Raw genomic sequence first — 19,343 nt, 5'->3', positions numbered from 1 at the left:
GCGCTCATGGATTATCAAGCGGCTACTTCCAGCTGTTGGAATTTGCTTGTTAGTTTTTCTCTTAACTCAATAGCGCGTAAAACAGCTACATAACTCCAGGTAAGTGATGGAGCTCCTTGTTGAATGCCGGTATTTAAATTAATTTGTTCACTTAGTTTCATGTTAGGAGCATATTTTTTTATAAGCTTCAGGTAATTATCTCCACTTTGTATGTGTTTGGCGATTTCTGTGTGTTTTGCCCAAGGCAAATTATCGGCAAGCGTATAATAATATTCAGCCATTGTGGCGGTTAAAATAAACCAGGGGTTTCCTATGCTGTTCGTTTGATGGCCATCGTAAGTGTCCCCGGGATATCGCCCAAATAAAATTTCACCAACATGGTTCTTATTAATGGGAAACATTGAATTGAATTGCTCATATAAAGCCTGGACAGTGTTTTTGACATAAAAGCTGCTTGGGGAGAAATCGCCATCTGCTTGTAAGTTCAATAAAACACCCAAAATAATGGATGAATCAAGTTCTAAAGTTTTCCGGGGTCCAGGATGGGGTAAAAGGGTTGCCTGAATTGTTTTATGAGCGGAATCCAAATGCTGGTTTAGTCGGGTTTTGATTAACTTGGCTTGCTGTTCATAATATATGGCAGCTTCGTTGTCATTAAGTCTGCGGGCAAGGGCTGCACCCTCCTGGAGCGCTTTTTGTTGTACCATGGCAGTGAAGAAGTGATGCCCGAGTACCTCCTCCCAAAGATCATAGTTTTTATCAGACCAGTGATGGGCGGTGTATTCCAAATCCATTTTAATCACACCCATTGAATCCGGATCCAGATTTTTATCATAGAGATTAGAGCGCACATACTCCACTTCATTTTCATCCAATAACAGTTGTGCAAAACGAATCAATACCGATGCCCTTAAAGCAGGACCGTCATTTTGAGGTCTACCCCAAGGCCCCTCAAAAGGATAGCCATCAATATAAAACTTCGGCTCTCCTAAAATATCTTGTCCGGGTATGGAATCATATTGATGTTGAAGCTTTCGAGTCCAAGAAACGTAAGTCAATAATCGTTCTTTGTAGGTAAATGCATGGGAGTGTTCGTACCAGCTCTCAATTAACCCCATCGCAATTGCCGAGTCACGAATCCAATCATAATAATAATCTGGATTTTGTTTGGAGGGAGCAGCAACTATGGCTCCATTGGTGTGAATGTTGGCAAAAAAATTCTGTCTCAGTTTTTGGACGTCTTCGGTGCTAAACACAGAACCTGTAGCTTGAGAAACCAAAAAAATCATTAAAAAACATATCCTTTTCAACATAATCTCCTTTAAAAAGCCGAACGGTTTTCATAGTACATTAAATTAACCGAGCAAGTATAGGGAAATTCAAGAGCCCATTAATCGGTTAACAGGTGCGGCTGTTGCGGTGTGAGGTTATGCCCTGATTTGCAGGCAAGAGGAGCTATTTGGATTAATGGCCAGTCTTTTTTACTAGTTTGGAGATCAGGAAATAAACAGTCGGAAGTACAAATAAAGTAAATAAGGTACCGATGCACAAGCCGCCGATAAGTACTGTCCCTATGGCTTGTCGAGCCTCGGCCCCAGCATCATGGGAGAGGACTAAGGGGATAGCGCCAAAAACCATAGCTCCTGTAGTCATTAAGATAGGACGTAGTCTTAACGAGCATGATTTTTTGATCGCGTCTATTAAAGGGAAGCCTTCTTTTTGCAGTTGATTGGCGAACTCTACAATTAAGATGCCGTGTTTACTAATCAACCCTACTAAAGTGACCAGTCCTATTTGAGTAAATATGTTTAGAGATTGCCCCGATAAATAGGCCAACGCTAAAGCACCAAAACACGCTAGAGGCACGGTGAACAAAATAATGAATGGATAAATAAAATCCTCAAATTGTGCAGCAAGAATGGCGTAAATAAAGAGTATGGATAAAGCAAATAGCAAAATCATGGTGTGGGACGATTCATTATAGGCTTTGGCGGCTCCTGACCATGTTAATTTATATTGAGGAGGCAGGTTGTTTTTCGCCAATTCCATCAGTTTATCCATCCCTTTTTTAAAGGAGAGCTGTTCAGGTAATTGAGCATATAAAGTAGTCGAACGCATTTGATTGACATGTTCTAATGCCGTAGGTTGAGCACGTCTTTTCATTTGAGCTACTGCACCTAAAGAAACGCGTTTACCAGAAGGGGTGGTAAGATAAAGCTCATCTAAAGTCCAGGGTTTTGACGAACCTTCCAGTGTCAGATTATAGGTCACACCATCTTTTTGAAAGGACATGGATTTATCCCCACTAAAAAAAACCTCTACAGTTTTGGCCAGTTGTGCAGGGCTCAAGCCGAGCTCAGCCAAGGCATTTTTATCAATATTTACCGAATATCCCATAGAGTCGAGGCGTAAGTCATAACGAGTGGAGGCAAATTGCTTCGATTGATCCAACACTTTTTTTAGATGCTCAATAGCATCAAATAACTGTCTAAAATTTTCAGTAGTCGATAGAACCAGTTCTAATTCCGAGTTGTTACGGGCATCTTCTACCCCAGGTAAACCGGAATCCCAGCTCCAGACTGAAGCATCAACTGAGGGTAATTGGGAGGTTTTAGGTTTTAACGAGTTCACAATCTGCTCTGCGGAACGATTTCTTTGTTGGTGGGGTTTTAATGGCATGACAATGCTGCTTCCCCAATTTCCTAGAAATACTAATGTATTTTTCGCCTCAGGAATTTTACCTACCGCTTTTTGTATGCCTTTAGTAGTGACCTCTAAAGTATCCAGATTTTCGCCGGATAGGGGAGGGGTATAAATACCAATCAAGCTGCGATCTTCTTTGGGAGCTGTTTCCCCCGGCATTATTTTATAAAAAACTATACTTGACCCCAGGGATACAAGAACGATTAAAAGCACCGTTTTTTTTCGATAAATGATAAGGCTCAATAATTGATAATAGGATTGGGCAAGTCCGCTTAAGAACCTGTCTATAAAAGGCCATAAATGATGCGTGTTTTTGTGCAGGAACATTGCACACATTAAAGGGGAAAGGGTGAGGGCGACTACTCCCGAGATGATTACACTTCCTGCCAGGGCAATGGCAAATTCGATGAACAACTGCCCAATCATTCCTTCAATCAACGCAATAGGAGCATAAACGCTTGTTAGGGTGAGGGTCATGGCGACAATAGCAAAACCAATCTGCCGCGATCCTTTTAAAGCTGCCTCCATGGGGGATAAACCTTCTTCGATATGCCGCCATATATTTTCAAGGACAATAATGGCGTCATCAACAACCAATCCAACAGCCAATACCATCGCAAGCAACGTCATTTGGTTGACGGTGAAACCTGCAATTTTCAAAAAGAGTAAGGAACCAAAAAGTGAAATCGGGATTGCAATCAAGGGGATTATGGTGGCCCGCACGTTGCGCAAAAAAATAAAAATAATGACTAATACCAGGAAAATAGATTCAAGAATAGACGATTGGATGTTTTTTAATGAGGCCTTAATGAATTCGGACTGATCAATGATAATTCGCGTCTTAAGATCATCGGGCATACTTTTTTTCAATGCAGCCAATTCTTTGCGGACGCTTTGCGATACGTCAATCGGATTCGCATCCGAGGTACGATTTATGGAAAGGACTAAACCTGAATGACCGTTGACTTTGACTCGAAACTGGTTGTTATCTGTGGTTAATTGAATATTAGCTAATGATTTAAGAAAAACAGGATGCGAATTTTGAGTTTTAATGATTAAATTTTCGTAATCCTCTCGGGTTTTTAATTCAAAATCGAGAGTTGTAGGAATTTTGTTTTGATAATTACCTGCAGGAAGAGATAAGCGATTATTGGCTATTGCTTGCGCAACTTCGTCGACATTAATACCAAAGGCGTACAGTTTTTTTTGATCCAGACGAATGGAGAAAGTATAAGGTTGTCCCCATACTTCGACAGAGGAAACGCCTTTTAGGCTACGGAAAACATTTTTCAGGTTCAAATTGGCATAATGCGTCAATTCTCCAAAATCCAGGGAAGAGGACTCCAAAGCGATTCCTATAAAAGGGAGGCCGTCTGCTTGTCTTTGGCGTTCAATTACGGGAGCTTTTACTGCTGCAGGGAGTTGGGCAAGTCGTGCTGCCTCATGTGCGGCATTCAAAGCTTTTTCCATGGATGTTCCTGGACGAAAGCGTAAGGTAATGGATGAGCTTCCCGTATTCGACCGTGAAGTCATGAGTTCCAACCCTTCCACACCAGCAAGTTGATCTTCCAAAACATTAGTTACTACGGACTCCACCAATTCGGGGCTGGCATTGGGGTAATGGGTATTTACTGTAATAGTAGGAAAACTGATGTCCGGATACTCCCTCAAAGGTAGAGAGTGGAAACACAAAATTCCCAAAAAAAGAATCATGCAATTTAATATAATTGCAATTACCGGATGTTTTAAAAAATAGCTTGTAAATTTCATAACTGGATGACTAATCCTTAAAAATTGAGACTTCCAGCCCAGGATATAATCGTTCAGGGTTTTTACTTACTATTTGGTCCCCGGATTTTAATCCTGAAGTTATTTCTACGTTATCTTTTTCCTGTATTCCTGTTTTGACTTTAACCAGTTCTATTTTTTTATCAATTACTTTATAAACATGGGTTTTACCTTGTTTGAGGAATAAAGCCTGGGTGGGAATGACCAGCGTCCCTGTTTTCTTATTTATGACAAGCTGACTGGATATGCTGGCACCTATGAGGCAATGAGGACATTGAATATCAACATCCGCAGGGCACATATGCGTTTCATCATCTATCATTTTCTGAACATGATTCAGATGATAAACCCGGTCAAAAATATAGATGGGTTGATGTTCTTTGATCGAGTGATTATTTGTACAAGGTATATCGATTTCTACGGTTAATGAATTCGGATCGTAAATAGTAACAACAGGAACACCTTCTGTAACTTGTGCTCCTTCTTTAATTTTAAAGGCCCCAATGACGCCATCGAAAGGAGCATAAAAACGCATATTTTTCAGCTCTATTTTAGTTCTGGCTTTCTCTTTTTGAGAATCGATCCAGATTCTTTTTTTCTCTTCTACTTCCCTTGCACTGACAAAGCCTGTTTTTTGCAAACTTTGGAGGCGTTTGTATTGAGTATTTTCCAGTTCTTCTGTTTCTTTGGAAAGCTTATAACTTCGCTCAATGTCTGGATTGGTTATTTTCGCAATTAAATCCCCTTTTTTAACGGGTTCCCCTGAGCTCATGAGGATATCAAGCATCCCAGACCCTTTTGCAACAAGAACTGTGGCATGTTTTGGACGTACGGTACCTATAAGGCGTATGGTTTTTTCAATAGTGGAAGGTTTTAGCACCACTACTTCAACTATTTTGGCAGGCGAAGGGGGGGCGTTTTTTACCGGTGAATAAAATAGAAAATAAATACTGAACGCTGTAAGGATGAGGGCAAATAATCCAATAATCTTGTATTTGGAAAACAACTTATCGCAGATTTTTTGGATGATTAATTGCAAATTCACAAGCTGCTCCCATGCGGGATGTCCGGCTGGATCCCTGTGATGGCGAGTATGGCTTTTATCCATGCGGGGTCGGTGTTCATGCTGGGAACGACAGTTAATTCTTTCCCACCTAATGCTATCCATTGTTGGTGAAGGCGAACTCCTATTTCTTCCAGAGTTTCCAGACAATCAGCAACAAATGAAGGACAAACTATAATAAGATGCTCAATTTTCTTGGCATGCACTTCATTGAGAATTTGATCGGTGTAAGGTTTTATCCAGGGTGTTTTGCCTAATCTTGATTGAAAGGCTGTAGTGTAATCTGAAGCAGATAAACCAAGCTCCCTTGCCAATAAACGACTGGTTTCATAACATTGGGCGCGATAGCATCCCCGTAGTTTATCGGTTAAAGCTGGGCAAGCTTCGCTGCAAATCGATTTACAACTGTTTTTGGTGATTTGACGTTCCGGGATCCCATGATAGCTAAAGAGTACATGTGTTTTTTCTTGAAGATAAGGTTTAATAACCTCGGATTGGGCCTTCACATAAGCCTGGTTTTGAAAAAAATCACTAATGATCTGAATAGATGGAATTAAATTCCAGGTACTGATGATGCGCATGACTTTTTCAATAGATGATCCGTTCGCCGCAGAGGAATATTGCGGGTATAAGGGTAATACAGTAATGGATTCGCAGTTTTTTAATTGGTCCAAAGCGGACTCAATGGAAGGTTTTCCATAGCGCATTCCAAGGGCGATTTTATATTTCGGTCCAATCTTTTCCTGGATTTGCTTCGCTAAACTCTGACTATGAAAAAGTAAAGGTGACCCTAGTTCCGTCCATATGGATTGATAAGCATGAGCAGAACGCTTGGTGCGGAATGGTAAAATAATCCCATAGACTAACGCATAACGAATAAAAGCAGGTAGATCGATAACGCGCTTATCGGTAAGAAATTCGCGTAAATAACTCCTTACAGAAGAGAAATCTGTATTGTTAGGAGTGCCAAGATTTATAAGTAGTAAACCATGCTTCATCAGTAATTCAGCGACCTGAAATAGAATAGGGCCATCATACATGAAGACAGTTTTTAATTCAGTATTTGTGCGAAATTTAATCTTGATTGACTTAGGGACGCAGCACCACCTTGATACTGCGTTAACTCATTAAGCCATTTCCGTTTCAACATTTTCGTTGAGCACAATCACATTAGCGGCATGCAAGCCTTTATCGCCATTCTCCACGTCATAATTGACTATTTGTCCAGGAGCCAGGGTCTTATAGCCTGTGCCATGAATTGACGAGAAATGAACAAAAATATCATCTCCACCGTTTTCTGGAATAATAAAGCCCCAACCTTTGGCATTATTAAACCACTTAACTTCACCTTTAGCCATGTTTCCTCCTTTTCTAGAGCTTTATTGTTGGGCTCTATTGGTTCTTAATTGCCCTGACTTTTTAGGTCAAAAAGGCAATTGCATTCATCCATAAATGACAATTGAACCTATTTTTCTAATAGGTTGTTTTAACATAACGTAAAACAGACTCACTACTCAATAGTATTTTTTATAAAAATGTAATTGTTGTTAATAATTCCTTAAGTTGTTTATGCTACCTTAATAGTTATAGGTGTCATAGGAGGAGTTTAGATGAGTCAATTCAGTACTTCTAAAATGTTAGGAAGACTTGCTGCCGGACAAATCAAACCTCGGGTTGAGGAAGTTTCGCAGGAAAATGAGGAAGTTGAAAAAGAAATTGCTGTACCTCAATTAACACCCTCTGCAAAGCCATCTGAGGATTTAGAAATGAAAAATATATTAGGTGCTATCTTAGGACCATCATTTTCTAAAGGAAATTCCCCAATGGATAAAAAATAATTGTTAATACCCAGTCTTCCGTATAAAAAAAGCAATCATCCGTAAAAGCAATCATCCGTAAAATACAGCCCTCTCCATCCGAGAGGGTTTTATTTTAAAGATAAAGATCGTAAATATTCATTTAATATATTTATTAAAATTTTAAATTGTAATACAAATAATAGCATCTATCGTTTGTGATCGGTTTAGCCGGGGTGCTAAAAGGAATAATTAGGTATATACTTTTTAAAAGAGTTTTTTTATTGAGGCATAAATATGGCAGGATTTGCTGAAACAGCGCATTGGAGAGATTCTGCTCGTAGTGCTCGATTTTTTATAGTTGATGCTCGAGCTGCTTTTCCAATTTTTCTTTTTCTCATGCACATTAGAATTTGGACTGGAATTATCGTTTTAGTCTCTGCAGTATTTTTTGGAATCATTGAACATTACGGTTTTACCGTGCCCGTTTTTTTAAGATGGGTAAGAAGCACTCTAGCGGGATCCCTTAAGTCCTCCAAACCATGGTGGCGATGACATGGAAAGAGATATTAGTAAATGCATGTCAGTTATTGCGGCAAGTTTAAACGCAAAATTTTATCTTAATGACAGGTTTGTAAGCTACGAGGAAGTTTTTGCTGATACAGGTTTATTACCTGCAATCGCCAAGCGGGCGGATCAATTGTGTTCTTTATGTCTTGGATATGGGTTAGGTGCTACTTTCGATGAAGCAGAAGGTGCTTTATTAGGATTGAGGGTGATTTTCGATGAAGTGACACCTAATGTTTTGCGTTTGTTATGTATGACGGATGTATTAAATGAACTAATTCAAGGTGGACCAAGTCGGGATTATACCCCTTTAGATGAGTTGATGTACGACTAGGTGTATTTTATTAAAATATATTGTAAAGAAAACGTAAGTAGTGTTAGTTTTAAATGCATTTGTTATTTATTTTGATAAAATAAGTTCTATTATATAGATATATGTTTTTAGGGGTAAAGTTATGGGATTTTTTCAAAGCGATCGTTTTGCTCAAGCTGAACAAGGAGAACCGGCTGCAGAAGTAGATACCCAAATTGAAGGACTAAATCAAACTGTTGGAAAGATGATGGCTGTGGTCTCAGCAAAATCTGATGCTGAAGGACTGGATTGGCTTAAAGATGCAACAAGCAAATTAGATACTGTAAAAAAAGTAATTATTGAAGGTCCTAATGCCCTACCGCAGGAAGCTCAAGAAAAGACCCAATTCAAGGAAGAAATACAAAAAATCAAGGCTACCACTGAGATAGGTCAAGAAGAACCTGTTAATGAAAATACCTCAAGCTTGGGACTGGGCTAATCACCTGATTAAATTGAATTACTTTTATAGAATTCACAAGGGGCTTCTGATCCCTGCGTGAATTTTATCTTTTTTATATAATTCAAATTTACTGTTATACTCCTTAATACTGCATTGATTTTTGCGGAACGTTTCATTCTATAAGGTTACAACTGATTTTATGAAAAAAGATTCTTTCAGTGAAGAGCATAATGAAGCGATTCTTAAAGCATTGGATTATGCGATTCACAATGGACCTTGGGACAAGTCGAATTTTCTGCGGTCAATTGGTAATCGCTTAATTGGGATTCGTGATAATTATGCCAAAAAAATTAACCTGCGCAGCAGGGAGCAAATTCAGTCTGATGCCTATTTGGCAAACCGTCTTGCCTTAAGAGGAAATCAGCAAGAAGTTTTTGTTTCTTTATATTCTTCAGATGGATCGAATATTCAGTCTTGGGAAAGAATCATCATTAATTTGCCACGCCAAATGATTTCCCGTCCAATCTATGAAAATGAAGAGCAGGTTAAGGCACTAATAAAGACAAAAGAAAATAAGCAGAACGAGGCCTATGTAGCTATCTACATTAATAAAACGGATATTATTCCTCTTTCTCCTGACAAAACTCTGTATGATAAGCTGGGGAGCACGTTATTAACCTTAAAGGACCGATCTCTGGATTTGGAAAACGTTACCCGTTTTGTTCATATTAGTGGCGTTTATAAATATTCGCGTGGCCGTTTGATTAAGGAATAATGAGTTGTAACCAAGGCACTTTGTAGTTATCTAAGTAGGGATATGCTTGCGATCTCTCGCAAAAATATCCTAGAGCAGTATATACTTAAAAGAAACAAACTATTTTGAAGTACTACTAATGGCACAACAACCGCAACAACAAGGTACAGATAGTGGAATGGGCCCGATATGGGTCATGGTGCTATTGTTTATTACCGTCTTTCTGATTTGGAAAATGGGACATCAGTATATTGTGATGTTTGTTTTTCAAATAAATATATGGCAGGCAAAACTTGTTAACCTTTTTGTGCATAGTGATCAGCTTGCAAGCTTGATTCAAATCATGCAAACGATAGATCCCAATGCAGTAAATTGGGAGCAGTTAGTCGAAACGACCCGGGCTGTGGGCGATTTTATGCGCTATCCGGTAGTTCTTGTTCTCCTTGTTTTGGCAGTTCTCTTATATCAATCTAATATTACTTTAAAGTTTCGTAAAATTTATGATATGAAAAAATTGCGGGAGCAAGAGCAATTTAACTGGCCTGCGATTATGCCTATAGTCAAAGAAGATCTAGTGGGTCAGGATATAAATAAAGGGCCTTGGGCCATGGCTTTAACCCCCATGGAATTTGCCCGCAAATACAATTTGTTAAAAAAAGAAGATGTTCTCTTGGACAATCCTGTACCGGGTCAAGAGATGACAGCAGGTATACGCAGAGGGGATGCAAAACGGGTGTTCACTTTGCAATTAGGTCCGTATTGGGATGGTTTTGAACATTGCTCGCCTCAAGCCTATGCCTTGGCTGCAGTTTTTATGGCGCGCATTAATCGGGATAGAGATGCCGCAAACCATATTTTATCAACCTTGGATAAAACTTATGTTGCCGGCAAACCGGAATATTCAGTGGCCAGGCCCACAATAGAAAAATATAAAAATTCAGAAATTGTGCAGGAAATTGTCGCAAAACACGCCTATACTTTAAGTGTAATGGCGTCATTACTTGAAAGGGCTCGGGATGATGGGGTTGTACCGAGTTCTGAGTTTTTATGGTTAAGACCAGTTGATAGGCGTTTATGGTATATGCTCAATTGTGTTGGTAGACAAACTCCTTTTTCAGAAGTTGCAGGCCCTTTTTCTCATTGGAAAGCAGAGAAGGAAATGGGACGTCGCTCTTTAGTACCTATGGTGGATGAGGCGATTAAAGCTCTGGAAATTGCCATTAAAGAAGTGAAGTTATCACCCCGACAAATGCAGGAGTTAGAGCCATGATGCGCGGTATAGAATCACGTCATGAATTAGATCCCACCCTCCTACTCAGGGATACACGAACTCTTACCCAAAGACTGGCGGATTTTTTTGCCGACCCGACAAATATCTCCATTGTACTTTTTACCTTGTCGGCCATGTCTTACTACTTCTCAGAAGTAGCCACCTTATTAATGCTTTTAGGGGGTGCTTGTTTTCTGTACAGTTATACACGAAAACAAAAATTACCTTTCCGGCTCCCCCTAATTTCTCGAGTAAAAGATTATAACGATATGAAGCCTGGTATGAACAAGCCTAATATGGCCCGTGGAATTGCCTTTTTTGGTAATGATCGTAAAACGGGACATGAATTATGGTTTGCTAATGATGATATGCGTACCCATGCTTTAATTTTCGGCTCTACCGGTAGTGGTAAAACGGAGTGTTTGGTATCACTTGCTTTTAATGCTTTAGTACAAGGAAGCGGTTTTATTTATGTCGATGGAAAAGGGGATAACTCCCTTTATGCTAAAGTATTCTCCATGGTCCGAAGCATGGGACGAGAAGATGATTTACTCCTGATTAACTTTATGACCGGTGCTCGCGATATTATCGGCCCTCAGGAACGAAGACTGTCTAATACCTTTAACCCCTTCTCTCAAGGGTCTTCCAGTATGTTAACCCAGCTTGTTGTCAGTTTGATGGGGGATTCAAAAGGAGGCGGTGACGGAGATATGTGGAAAGGCCGTGCTATTGCCTTCGTAGAAGCCTTAATGCGTCTTTTGGTTTATATGCGTGACGAAGGTGCGATCCTTTTGGATGCTGATACGATCCGAAACTACTTTGATTTAACTCGATTGGAAACCATCGTGGTGGATAAAATCTTCCCACGAGATAATCAGGAGAGTGTTAACATTGAACAAATTCCAAAATTAGTTACTGACCCTCTTCGTAACTACTTGGGTACTTTGCCAGGTTATAATAAAGAGAAAAAAGGAAAGCAAGTATCGCAGGTTTTGGAACAACATGGTTTTATTACCATGCAGTTGGTAAGGGCGTTTTCATCCCTGGCAGATACCTATGGTCATATTGTCCGTACCAATCTTGCAGAAGTAGATTTCAAGGATGTGGTTTTGAATCGGAGGATTCTCGTTGTCCTATTGCCCGCGCTGGAAAAATCTCCGGATGAGTTGTCTAACTTGGGTAAAATTATTGTTTCTTCTTTAAAAGCGATGATGGCGGCAGGTTTAGGAGAGGACGTTGAAGGGGATTATCGCGATGTTATCTTGAGAAAACCGACAAATGCACCAACTCCTTACATGTGTATCCTGGATGAGTATGGATATTATGCAGTTCAAGGTTTTGCAGTAGTACCTGCACAAGCACGTTCCTTGGGCTTCTCCGCAATCTTTGCCGGACAAGATTTACCTGCATTCCAGAAAGCGTCAAAAGAAGAAGCTGCATCTATCGGTGCAAATACAAACATCAAAATATGTATGAAATTGGAAGACCCCACTGAAACATGGGATTTCTTTACCAAAACCGCAGGTGAAGCGTATGTAACGAAAGTGGATTCATTCCAAGCCAAAGATACCAGCATGGCCAATACCTATATGGACAGTAAAAGTTCATCATTTGAAAAGAGAGCCCGCGTTGATCTCCTGGATTTAAAAGAGCAAACAGAGGGTGAGGCACATATTTTCTTCAAGTCAAAAATTGTTCGTGCCCGCATGTTTTATGCGAATCCCAAGCCCGTCAAGCAATTAAAATTAAATCAATTTTTAAAAGTCGAGGCGCCGCCTGATGATTATTTGATGAGATTACAAAAGCAACTGGTTTCATTCCAGAGCATCCTGGATAGTGGCGATCTGTCCATAAACAAGACGGTGGAAAATGAGGAAATTACCCTTATTTCCAAGTTATTACGCGAGTCTCCTATCGAAGAACCCATCGAGCGGGGAGTATCTGCTTTAATTGCGTTTCATGGTCATAATGAACCTGAACCTGTTGAGGATTTGATTGAGGAAGAGGTCGAAGGTGCTTTGACCATTTTCAGTAATCTTCGGGTAAGTCCTAATGATCCTCCGATTTTAGTGAGTGATAAGGCTACATTCTCAGAGGCTTTGCTTCCTATAAATGAGACCCGTAACCATATGATGAATATTGAACGATTGGCTGGAGCAAAGGATAAATATGCTGGCACCGTTGCAAACGAGCTGATTAAAGACTTCCAGTTGGCAACCAGTTATCCTCCAGAGGAAAGAGATTTTATTGCTCCAGAAGAGTTAACTGATATAGTAAAAATTTTATCCGAGAAAATTGCCAGTGAACGTGAAAATGCAAATAAAAAAGCTGAAGAGTAATTCAGTAACGCTGACCAGATAGCGGGATTGCAATTTTCGTTGAGACGATCTGCCGTTGTAAAATCAAGCCATATAGGCATCTAACCTTATGGCTTTTTTTATCCTCGAATTTTCTGAATTTAATTTCAATACGTTGCAGCTTAGTCCAAAGTGAAATTTATCGTTGCGAAAAAATAGGCCTGAGCGTTTTGTTTTTTTTCAAAAATATGTAAAGAAATAAATAAATTTTTAAAAAAATAGCTATTTTTTTTAATTCATTGTAACGTAATGATTTGTATGTTTTTCTTATATAGAACACACAACAGAACTACAGTCAGAATCATTTTAAAATAAATATTTTGAAATATGAGGATAGTGAGTGAGATCAGTACGTGTTAATCTAATTCGGGCTGTTGGGTTGATTGCCTTATTCATGTTGACTGGCTGCCATCGTGACTATTGGGCCCTGGATAGAGAAGAGCCTAAATACCCATGCAAGGTCCTTGGTGCCTGTGATGCCACCATTATGAAACTCGCTAAAAAGTTAAATAAAAAAGGGGTTAAAGTAATTACCATAGGCCAGGATTATATGATTAGCATTCCGGCCAGCTATTTGTTTGAACCAGAAACACCCCATTTGAAATGGAAGTCGTATCCTCTACTCAATGAAATCGCTGTGTTCTTGAAACAATTTCGAAAGATAGCAATTAATATTGCCAGTTACAGTAACAAGTATGTGTCACCACAAAGAGAACATGCATTAACTTTAGCAAGATCGAGGGTCGTAAGTGATTATCTTTGGTCCCAGGGTGTAGATAGCCGCTTTATCTTTACACAGGGACTTGGTAGTGATAAACCTATTATTTCATTCACTCAAGGTGGTGATAACTCAGTAAATGCCAGGGTGGAAATTACATTCCGACGGGCCGTGGCGTAGGGGATATTATGAGTCGCGAAACATGGGAATTGATAAAAAGCAGTAAAAATTTCTACGTTAACTCATACCGGCGTGGATTAATCGCGTTAATTATTTCTTTGCTGTTGAATTGCATTTTGGGATTTTTTATCGTTTACGTACATTTAACAGAGCCTGAGCGTGATTTTTATGCCACAAGTGGAATAGCCCCGCCTATTCAATTGCAACCGCTTTCGGCTCCGAATTATTCATCAAATGCATTACTCCCTCCTGATCCGCCCGCGGAGAGTGAGGATAAATTGATACCACAATAAGTAATAAATAGAGGATATTATGGCTGAAGATGCCTTGACAGTTGTCGCACTGAGAAACAAATTTTATAAAGACAGCCAACGTAAAATAATACTTGCGTTGCTAGTAGCCCTAGTTGTCAATATTATTTTAGCTGCGCTGCTGGTGTACATGATCACTCATCCGCCAGCCCCCAAATATTTTGCTACCAGCATTAATGGGCGCATTACGCCTCTTTTCCCATTAAATGAACCTAACCAGTCTGACCCAGCTGTATTGCAATGGGCGAATCAGGCCGCTATTGCAGCATTTTCTTACAACTTTGTGAATTACCGAGATGAATTACAAGCTGCTTCCGGATTCTTTACCCCAGAAGGTTGGGATCAATTTTTAAATGCATTGCAGCAATCAAATAATCTGGATGCAGTAAAGGCCAAAAAACTGATTGTTTCTGCCGTAGCAACACGAGCCCCTATTATTTTGCAAAAAGGTGTATTGAATGGAAACTTTTCCTGGCGGGTACAAATGCCTATATTGGTTACATACCAAAGTGCCAGCGAGTTTACCCAACAAAATAACGTAGTAACTATGTTAATTACACGTATATCTACTTTAAATTCGCCTAGAGGAATTGGTATATCGCAATTTGTTGTAGGACCTGCCACAGGTGGAGTGTCTTAATGAAAAAGTTGAACTGGGTTTTAAAGTTTTGTTTGTTATACGGAATAGTTTATTCGGTACCTGATCCTGCCCTTGCGCAGGATCAGCAAGATAGTGCTCAGCAGGCCTTGCAACAGTTACGGCTATTGCAACAACGTTTATCACAAAATCAGCCTGCAGCGCAAAATCAACCAGGACAACCCCAACCGGCAGGTCAACCTCAACCTGTTGGACAAGCTCCAGCCCCCAATCAATCTGCAGGCCCCAATATTCCAATTCCTCTTGCCGGAAATATTTACAGCGGTCCTCAAAGACCTGAGCCTCCTGCTGCTAATGTATCCAATCCCAATGCACCGCAGATTATATCTAAAAGTGATGAAGATGTTATTGAGAAAAAAGCCTTTAAAGATATGACCCGCAGTCTATATCCTATGAGTACGGAGCAAATTGTCCAATTAAAACAATTAAATGAAACCATGGAATATGCTAAGGTTTCACCTGTAGGTACTCCTCCTAAACCCACAGCGACGTCTCAATTTGTGAATTTGTCTCCTGGCTCCACTCCGCCTGTTATTCGTTTAGCACAAGGATTTGTATCTTCACTGGTTTTTCTGGACTCATCTGGCGCTCCATGGCCAATTGCTGCATATGATTTAGGTGATCCGAATTCTTTTAACATTCAATGGGATAAAACAAGCAATACCATCATGATTCAAGCGCTGAAATTATATAATTATGGTAATTTGGCTGTGCGCTTGAGAGGTTTAAATACCCCCGTAATGCTTACCCTGATTCCAGGACAAAAGGCAGTGGATTACCGAGTTGATTTACGAGTTCAAGGTTATGGCCCAAATGCCAAAAGAATGCCTTTAGAAACAGGGATTCCACCTTCAGCGAGTGAATTACTTCTTCACGTTTTAGATGGCGTACCGCCTCCTGGAAGTAAACGTTTGCATATCACAGGAGGGGATGCACGTGCTTGGTTTGCCAATGACAGAATGTATGTTAGAACAAATCTTACTATATTGTCGCCGGGTTGGTTAGCAAGTATGACCAGCGCAGATGGAACGCATGCTTATGAAATGCACAAATCTCCGGTATTACTAGTTTCCTGGCATGGGAAGGTCATGCAGCTCAAGGTAGAAGGGTTATAAATGGCTGGCAGAAAAGAAAATATCAAATCGCTTTTTTCAAATACTCGTACCCGAGTCATTATTATTTTTACAATAGCATTATTGCTGATTGCAGTGGTGATAGGGTATTTAAAATTAAGATCAATAGGTACTGGTCCAACCGCGGTAGCGACCGTTGGCCATACTCCTGGAACCATCCAGTCTATCCCTGGGGTACTTAATCCTACTGCTCAATATGCCAAATTACAGGAAGAGCAAAATATTACCCAGGCCCAAAAAGCAGTGCAAACCGGGGGTAGCGCTATTCCAACAATTATTCGAACTCAGGCTTTAGGAGAAGGCGTGGGTGTTATTGGCTCCCAAAACGGGCAAACCGGGGTAGGATTCTCTACCTTAGCCCGTGAAAATGAAGAGGGTGCCCAAAAAAGCCTTTGGTTGCAAACATTACAAAATGCCGGGTGTTCGAAAACGGCCGTGAATCAGGTTATTAGCCAAGGGGCGCAATTAACGGATCTAAGGCAAGCATGTAGCTGTGCACAATTAAAAGATAATGGGTATACCTTAAAAGAATTGAATCAGGTTTGTCCCTGTAAAGAACTAAAAGCTGCAGGATATAACGCAAGGCAACTTAAGGATGCAGGATATACTGCTTCAAGATTACGTGATTGCGGCTTTAATGCCTGTGAGTTGCGCAATGCCGGATTTACTGCTCAAGAACTTAAAGATGCGGGTTTTTCCGATGATGAGTTGAAAGGGGCAGGTTACTCTCCGGAAGAGATAGCTAAAGCAAGTGGCTTACCCGATGGCATAACGGCCGCTGATGTGTTAAAAGCTGGATGTAGTGTCGAGGCATTGACCAAATTACGTAAAGCCGGAGTTTCAGCTTCCGCCATTCGACGAATAAGCGGGTGCAGTGCAGAACAACTAAAAGCGGCAGGTTTTACTGCTAAAGAATTACGGGATGCAGGATTTAGTGCCGCGGATCTGCGGCGAGCAGGCTTTACCCCGGAAGAACTAAAGGCTGCAGGATTTACTGCTCGGGATCTTTTAAATGCCGGATTTACGCCAGATGATTTGGCCAAGGCAGGTTTTTCTGCCGCCGATATAAAGGCCGCTGAGGCTGAGCTTCCCCCGGGAATTACACCTGATGACATAAAAAAAGCAGGCTGTGACGTCGATGCACTAAAAAGAGAAAAAGCTGCAGGTGTTAGTGCAACATTAATTAAACAATATGCAGGGTGCAGTGCCCAAGCATTAAAGGCTGCAGGTTTCACAGACGCAGAGTTAGCGAACGCAGGTTTCACCCCGGCACAAATTAGTGCAGCAACTCCATTAACAGATGCACAAATTAAAGCAGCGGGCTGTAATCCAGACAATCTGAAAAAGCTCTTCGCAGCAGGTGTTTCTGCCAAGCGCATCAAAGAATTAAATGGATGCAGTGCGGAAGCATTAAAAAATGCAGGTTATGATGCCAAATCCTTACTTGATGCAGGATTTACTCCGGCACAACTTCTTGCGGCGGGATTTACGCCTCAGGACTTGCAAAATGCAGGATTGACGCCAGCTGATATAATCGCTAACGGTCGTGTCGCTGATTGCAGTGTCGAATCATTAAAGAAAGCGCGGGCAGCAGGGGTTAGTGCCTTGACGATCAAGAGAACATTAGGTTGTTCTGCTAAAGCACTAAAGGATGCTGGATATACAGCTAAAGAGTTGAAAGATGCTGGTTTTACAGCAGCTGAACTAAAAGCTGCAGGCTTTAGTGCCAAAGATTTAAAAGCTGCAGGCTTTAGTGCCAAAGAATTAAAAGATGCAGGCTTTAGTGCTAAAGACTTAAAGGATGCAGGCTTTAGTGCCAAAGAATTAAAAGATGCAGGCTTTAGTGCTAAAGACTTAAAGGATGCAGGCTTTAGTGCCAAAGAATTAAAAGATGCAGGCTTTAGTGCTAAAGACTTAAAGGATGCAGGCTTTAGTGCCAAAGAATTAAAAGATGCAGGCTTTAGTGCAAAGGATTTAAAAGATGCAGGCTTTACCGCAGCACAATTGAAGGCAGCGGGTTTTAGCGCGAAAGAGCTAAAAGATGCCGGCTTTAGTGCCAAAGATCTTAAAGATGCAGGCTTTAGTGCTAAGGAGTTAAAGGATGCAGGCTTTAGCGCTAAGGATCTGAAAGACGCAGGCTTTAATGCACAGGAACTAAAGGATGCAGGCTTTAATGCTAAAGATTTAAAAGATGCGGGATTTACTGCTGCAGAAATGAAGGCAGCTGGTTTTAACGCTAAGGATTTGGCTGATGCGGGATATAATGCAACCGATTTGAAGAATGCTGGATTCAGCCCAGCGGAATTGCAAAACCTGGCAGTTGCTCCTGAAGGATCACAAGTGGCAGGTTTGGGTGCTCCGTCTTTACAACAAGGGGCCTTTAACATTGGGGGAGTCCCTACTGTAGGTCAAGGACCTGGCGCAGCAGGAGCAGTACCGTTGCCTGGTGCAGCCAATAACCAACAGCTGCAGGAAATTATCAGCAGACAAAATCAGATAGCTGCAGAACAAAAATACCAGCAAAAAATCCAGCAAAAAAGTTCGGATATGCTCTCCGCTGCAAATCAATTGATTGCAGAGTGGAAAAATGTTCCCACCCAAACCTATACTTCAGGGAAGGAGGAGGAAAAAGGAGCAGCAGCTGCGGTGGCAGCAGGAGTCGGAACTGGAGGTGCAACAGTTACACAAACCACGACTACTGTATCTACGAATCAAGCCAGTGTGATTAAAACCGGTGATGTACTTTTCGCTGTAATTGATACCTCTGTCAATAGTGATGAGCCGGGACCTATTCTTGCAAGCATTGTTTCAGGAAGACTCAAAGGTGCCAAATTAATCGGTAGTTTTAACTTACCTTCGAATGCTAACAAAATGGTAATTACATTTAATACCATGTCTATCCCGGGTGCTCCGAAAACAATTCCGATTTCTGCATATGCAATTGATCCAAATACTGCACGAACTGCACTTTCCAGTAAAACAAACCATCATTATTTACTGCGATATGGTTCTCTATTTGCATCCTCATTTTTAGAGGGATTTGGTAATGCATTCCAGTCCGCCAATACCACAGTCACCATTGGTGGAACAGGTGGAGGCAATAACGTGACCGTGGCTAACGGTGTTGGACGTTCTACTCTGGAAAATGCTGTAATTGGTTTGGCAACTGTGGGTAAAACTTGGGGACAGCAAGCACAAGTATTGTTTAATACACCTATAACTGTTGAGGTCTATTCCGGAACTCCCGTTGGAGTTTTATTTACTCAGGATGTGAAATCTTTTTAATTTGATGG

Annotated in this window: 17 protein-coding genes; 12 read left to right on the top strand and 5 right to left on the bottom strand. The window is 40.7% G+C overall.

All coding sequences use genetic code 11. The features are described 5' to 3' along the window. Positions 1-14: 14 nt before the first annotated feature. The 5 genes from KYQ_RS13140 to KYQ_RS13120 all read right to left on the bottom strand — a co-directional run bounded on the left by KYQ_RS13140 (position 15) and on the right by KYQ_RS13120 (position 6,912). The gene (locus KYQ_RS13140) at positions 15-1,289 is read right to left on the bottom strand and encodes a glycoside hydrolase family 15 protein (RefSeq protein WP_010654726.1); all 1,275 of its coding nucleotides are present in this window, start codon (positions 1,287-1,289) and stop codon (positions 15-17) included. Between the two features lie 175 nt (positions 1,290-1,464). Continuing rightward, complete coding sequence (locus tag KYQ_RS13135) at positions 1,465-4,473, bottom strand: efflux RND transporter permease subunit (RefSeq protein WP_010654725.1); 3,009 nt, start codon at positions 4,471-4,473, stop codon at positions 1,465-1,467. 10 nt (positions 4,474-4,483) lie between these two features. Beyond that, entirely contained in the window at positions 4,484-5,536 is a 1,053-nt protein-coding gene (locus KYQ_RS13130; protein ID WP_010654724.1) for an efflux RND transporter periplasmic adaptor subunit, read from the bottom strand. Then, entirely contained in the window at positions 5,533-6,552 is a 1,020-nt protein-coding gene (hemH, locus tag KYQ_RS18385) for a ferrochelatase (protein ID WP_172461331.1), read from the bottom strand. Before hemH ends, KYQ_RS13130 begins: the two co-directional genes overlap by 4 nt. A gap of 129 nt (positions 6,553-6,681) precedes the next feature. Beyond that, positions 6,682-6,912 carry a cold-shock protein gene (locus KYQ_RS13120; RefSeq protein WP_010654722.1) on the bottom strand — a complete coding sequence of 77 codons (231 nt, stop codon included), beginning with the start codon at positions 6,910-6,912 and terminating at the stop codon, positions 6,682-6,684. Between the two features lie 252 nt (positions 6,913-7,164). On the opposite strand from KYQ_RS13120, the gene KYQ_RS13115 reads away from it, so the two are divergent. The 12 genes from KYQ_RS13115 to dotG all read left to right on the top strand — a co-directional run bounded on the left by KYQ_RS13115 (position 7,165) and on the right by dotG (position 19,335). Further along, positions 7,165-7,392, top strand: a complete 228-nt coding sequence (locus tag KYQ_RS13115; RefSeq protein ID WP_010654721.1) for a hypothetical protein — start codon at positions 7,165-7,167, stop codon at positions 7,390-7,392. A gap of 255 nt (positions 7,393-7,647) precedes the next feature. After that, a complete protein-coding gene (icmT, locus tag KYQ_RS19550) occupies positions 7,648-7,905 on the top strand; it encodes an IcmT/TraK family protein (protein ID WP_019350170.1) in 258 nt (85 codons plus the stop codon). Between the two features lies 1 nt (position 7,906). Then, positions 7,907-8,251: a type IV secretion IcmS family protein gene (locus tag KYQ_RS13105; RefSeq protein WP_010654720.1), complete on the top strand. Its 345-nt coding sequence runs from the start codon at positions 7,907-7,909 to the stop codon at positions 8,249-8,251. A gap of 121 nt (positions 8,252-8,372) precedes the next feature. Continuing rightward, complete coding sequence (locus KYQ_RS13100) at positions 8,373-8,708, top strand: hypothetical protein (RefSeq protein ID WP_010654719.1); 336 nt, start codon at positions 8,373-8,375, stop codon at positions 8,706-8,708. A 160-nt stretch (positions 8,709-8,868) separates the two neighbouring features. Further along, on the top strand, positions 8,869-9,444 hold the full coding sequence (icmQ, locus tag KYQ_RS13095; RefSeq protein ID WP_010654718.1) for a Dot/Icm secretion system protein IcmQ: 576 nt from the start codon (positions 8,869-8,871) through the stop codon (positions 9,442-9,444). Positions 9,445-9,562: 118 nt separating this feature from the next. Further along, a complete protein-coding gene (gene icmP / locus KYQ_RS13090) occupies positions 9,563-10,693 on the top strand; it encodes a type IVB secretion system coupling complex protein DotM/IcmP (RefSeq protein ID WP_010654717.1) in 1,131 nt (376 codons plus the stop codon). Next, positions 10,690-13,032, top strand: coding sequence for a TraM recognition domain-containing protein (locus KYQ_RS13085; RefSeq protein WP_010654716.1), 2,343 nt, complete (start codon positions 10,690-10,692; stop codon positions 13,030-13,032). Before icmP ends, KYQ_RS13085 begins: the two co-directional genes overlap by 4 nt. A 358-nt stretch (positions 13,033-13,390) precedes the next feature. Next, positions 13,391-13,948, top strand: a complete 558-nt coding sequence (icmN, locus tag KYQ_RS13080; protein ID WP_010654715.1) for a type IVB secretion system protein IcmN/DotK — start codon at positions 13,391-13,393, stop codon at positions 13,946-13,948. A gap of 8 nt (positions 13,949-13,956) precedes the next feature. Beyond that, positions 13,957-14,241 carry a type IVB secretion system protein IcmM/DotJ gene (icmM, locus tag KYQ_RS13075; RefSeq protein WP_010654714.1) on the top strand — a complete coding sequence of 95 codons (285 nt, stop codon included), beginning with the start codon at positions 13,957-13,959 and terminating at the stop codon, positions 14,239-14,241. 19 nt (positions 14,242-14,260) lie between these two features. After that, entirely contained in the window at positions 14,261-14,899 is a 639-nt protein-coding gene (locus tag KYQ_RS13070; RefSeq protein ID WP_010654713.1) for a type IVB secretion system apparatus protein IcmL/DotI, read from the top strand. Further along, positions 14,899-16,032 carry a DotH/IcmK family type IV secretion protein gene (locus KYQ_RS13065; protein ID WP_010654712.1) on the top strand — a complete coding sequence of 378 codons (1,134 nt, stop codon included), beginning with the start codon at positions 14,899-14,901 and terminating at the stop codon, positions 16,030-16,032. The genes KYQ_RS13070 and KYQ_RS13065 overlap by 1 nt, the downstream gene beginning before the upstream one ends. Next, positions 16,033-19,335 (top strand): type IVB secretion system protein DotG/IcmE, encoded by a 3,303-nt coding sequence (gene dotG, locus KYQ_RS13060; protein ID WP_019350168.1) that lies wholly within the window; start codon positions 16,033-16,035, stop codon positions 19,333-19,335. Positions 19,336-19,343 lie beyond the last annotated feature (8 nt).

The organism is Fluoribacter dumoffii NY 23, assembly GCF_000236165.1.
In the GTDB taxonomy this organism is placed as follows: domain Bacteria; phylum Pseudomonadota; class Gammaproteobacteria; order Legionellales; family Legionellaceae; genus Legionella; species Legionella dumoffii.
The sequence above is the reverse complement of the archived record's forward strand: the minus strand, read 5'-3'. Positions and strand labels throughout refer to the sequence as shown.

Coding starts and splice junctions, on each gene's coding strand:
- KYQ_RS13140 (WP_010654726.1), bottom strand. CDS start 1,289: ATGATTTTTTTGGTTTCTCAAGCTACAGGTTCTGTGTTTAGCACCGAA.
- KYQ_RS13135 (WP_010654725.1), bottom strand. CDS start 4,473: ATGAAATTTACAAGCTATTTTTTAAAACATCCGGTAATTGCAATTATA.
- hemH (WP_172461331.1), bottom strand. CDS start 6,552: ATGAAGCATGGTTTACTACTTATAAATCTTGGCACTCCTAACAATACA.
- KYQ_RS13120 (WP_010654722.1), bottom strand. CDS start 6,912: ATGGCTAAAGGTGAAGTTAAGTGGTTTAATAATGCCAAAGGTTGGGGC.
- KYQ_RS13115 (WP_010654721.1), top strand. CDS start 7,165: ATGAGTCAATTCAGTACTTCTAAAATGTTAGGAAGACTTGCTGCCGGA.
- icmT (WP_019350170.1), top strand. CDS start 7,648: ATGGCAGGATTTGCTGAAACAGCGCATTGGAGAGATTCTGCTCGTAGT.
- KYQ_RS13105 (WP_010654720.1), top strand. CDS start 7,907: ATGGAAAGAGATATTAGTAAATGCATGTCAGTTATTGCGGCAAGTTTA.
- KYQ_RS13100 (WP_010654719.1), top strand. CDS start 8,373: ATGGGATTTTTTCAAAGCGATCGTTTTGCTCAAGCTGAACAAGGAGAA.
- icmQ (WP_010654718.1), top strand. CDS start 8,869: ATGAAAAAAGATTCTTTCAGTGAAGAGCATAATGAAGCGATTCTTAAA.
- icmP (WP_010654717.1), top strand. CDS start 9,563: ATGGCACAACAACCGCAACAACAAGGTACAGATAGTGGAATGGGCCCG.
- KYQ_RS13085 (WP_010654716.1), top strand. CDS start 10,690: ATGATGCGCGGTATAGAATCACGTCATGAATTAGATCCCACCCTCCTA.
- icmM (WP_010654714.1), top strand. CDS start 13,957: ATGAGTCGCGAAACATGGGAATTGATAAAAAGCAGTAAAAATTTCTAC.
- KYQ_RS13070 (WP_010654713.1), top strand. CDS start 14,261: ATGGCTGAAGATGCCTTGACAGTTGTCGCACTGAGAAACAAATTTTAT.
- KYQ_RS13065 (WP_010654712.1), top strand. CDS start 14,899: ATGAAAAAGTTGAACTGGGTTTTAAAGTTTTGTTTGTTATACGGAATA.
- dotG (WP_019350168.1), top strand. CDS start 16,033: ATGGCTGGCAGAAAAGAAAATATCAAATCGCTTTTTTCAAATACTCGT.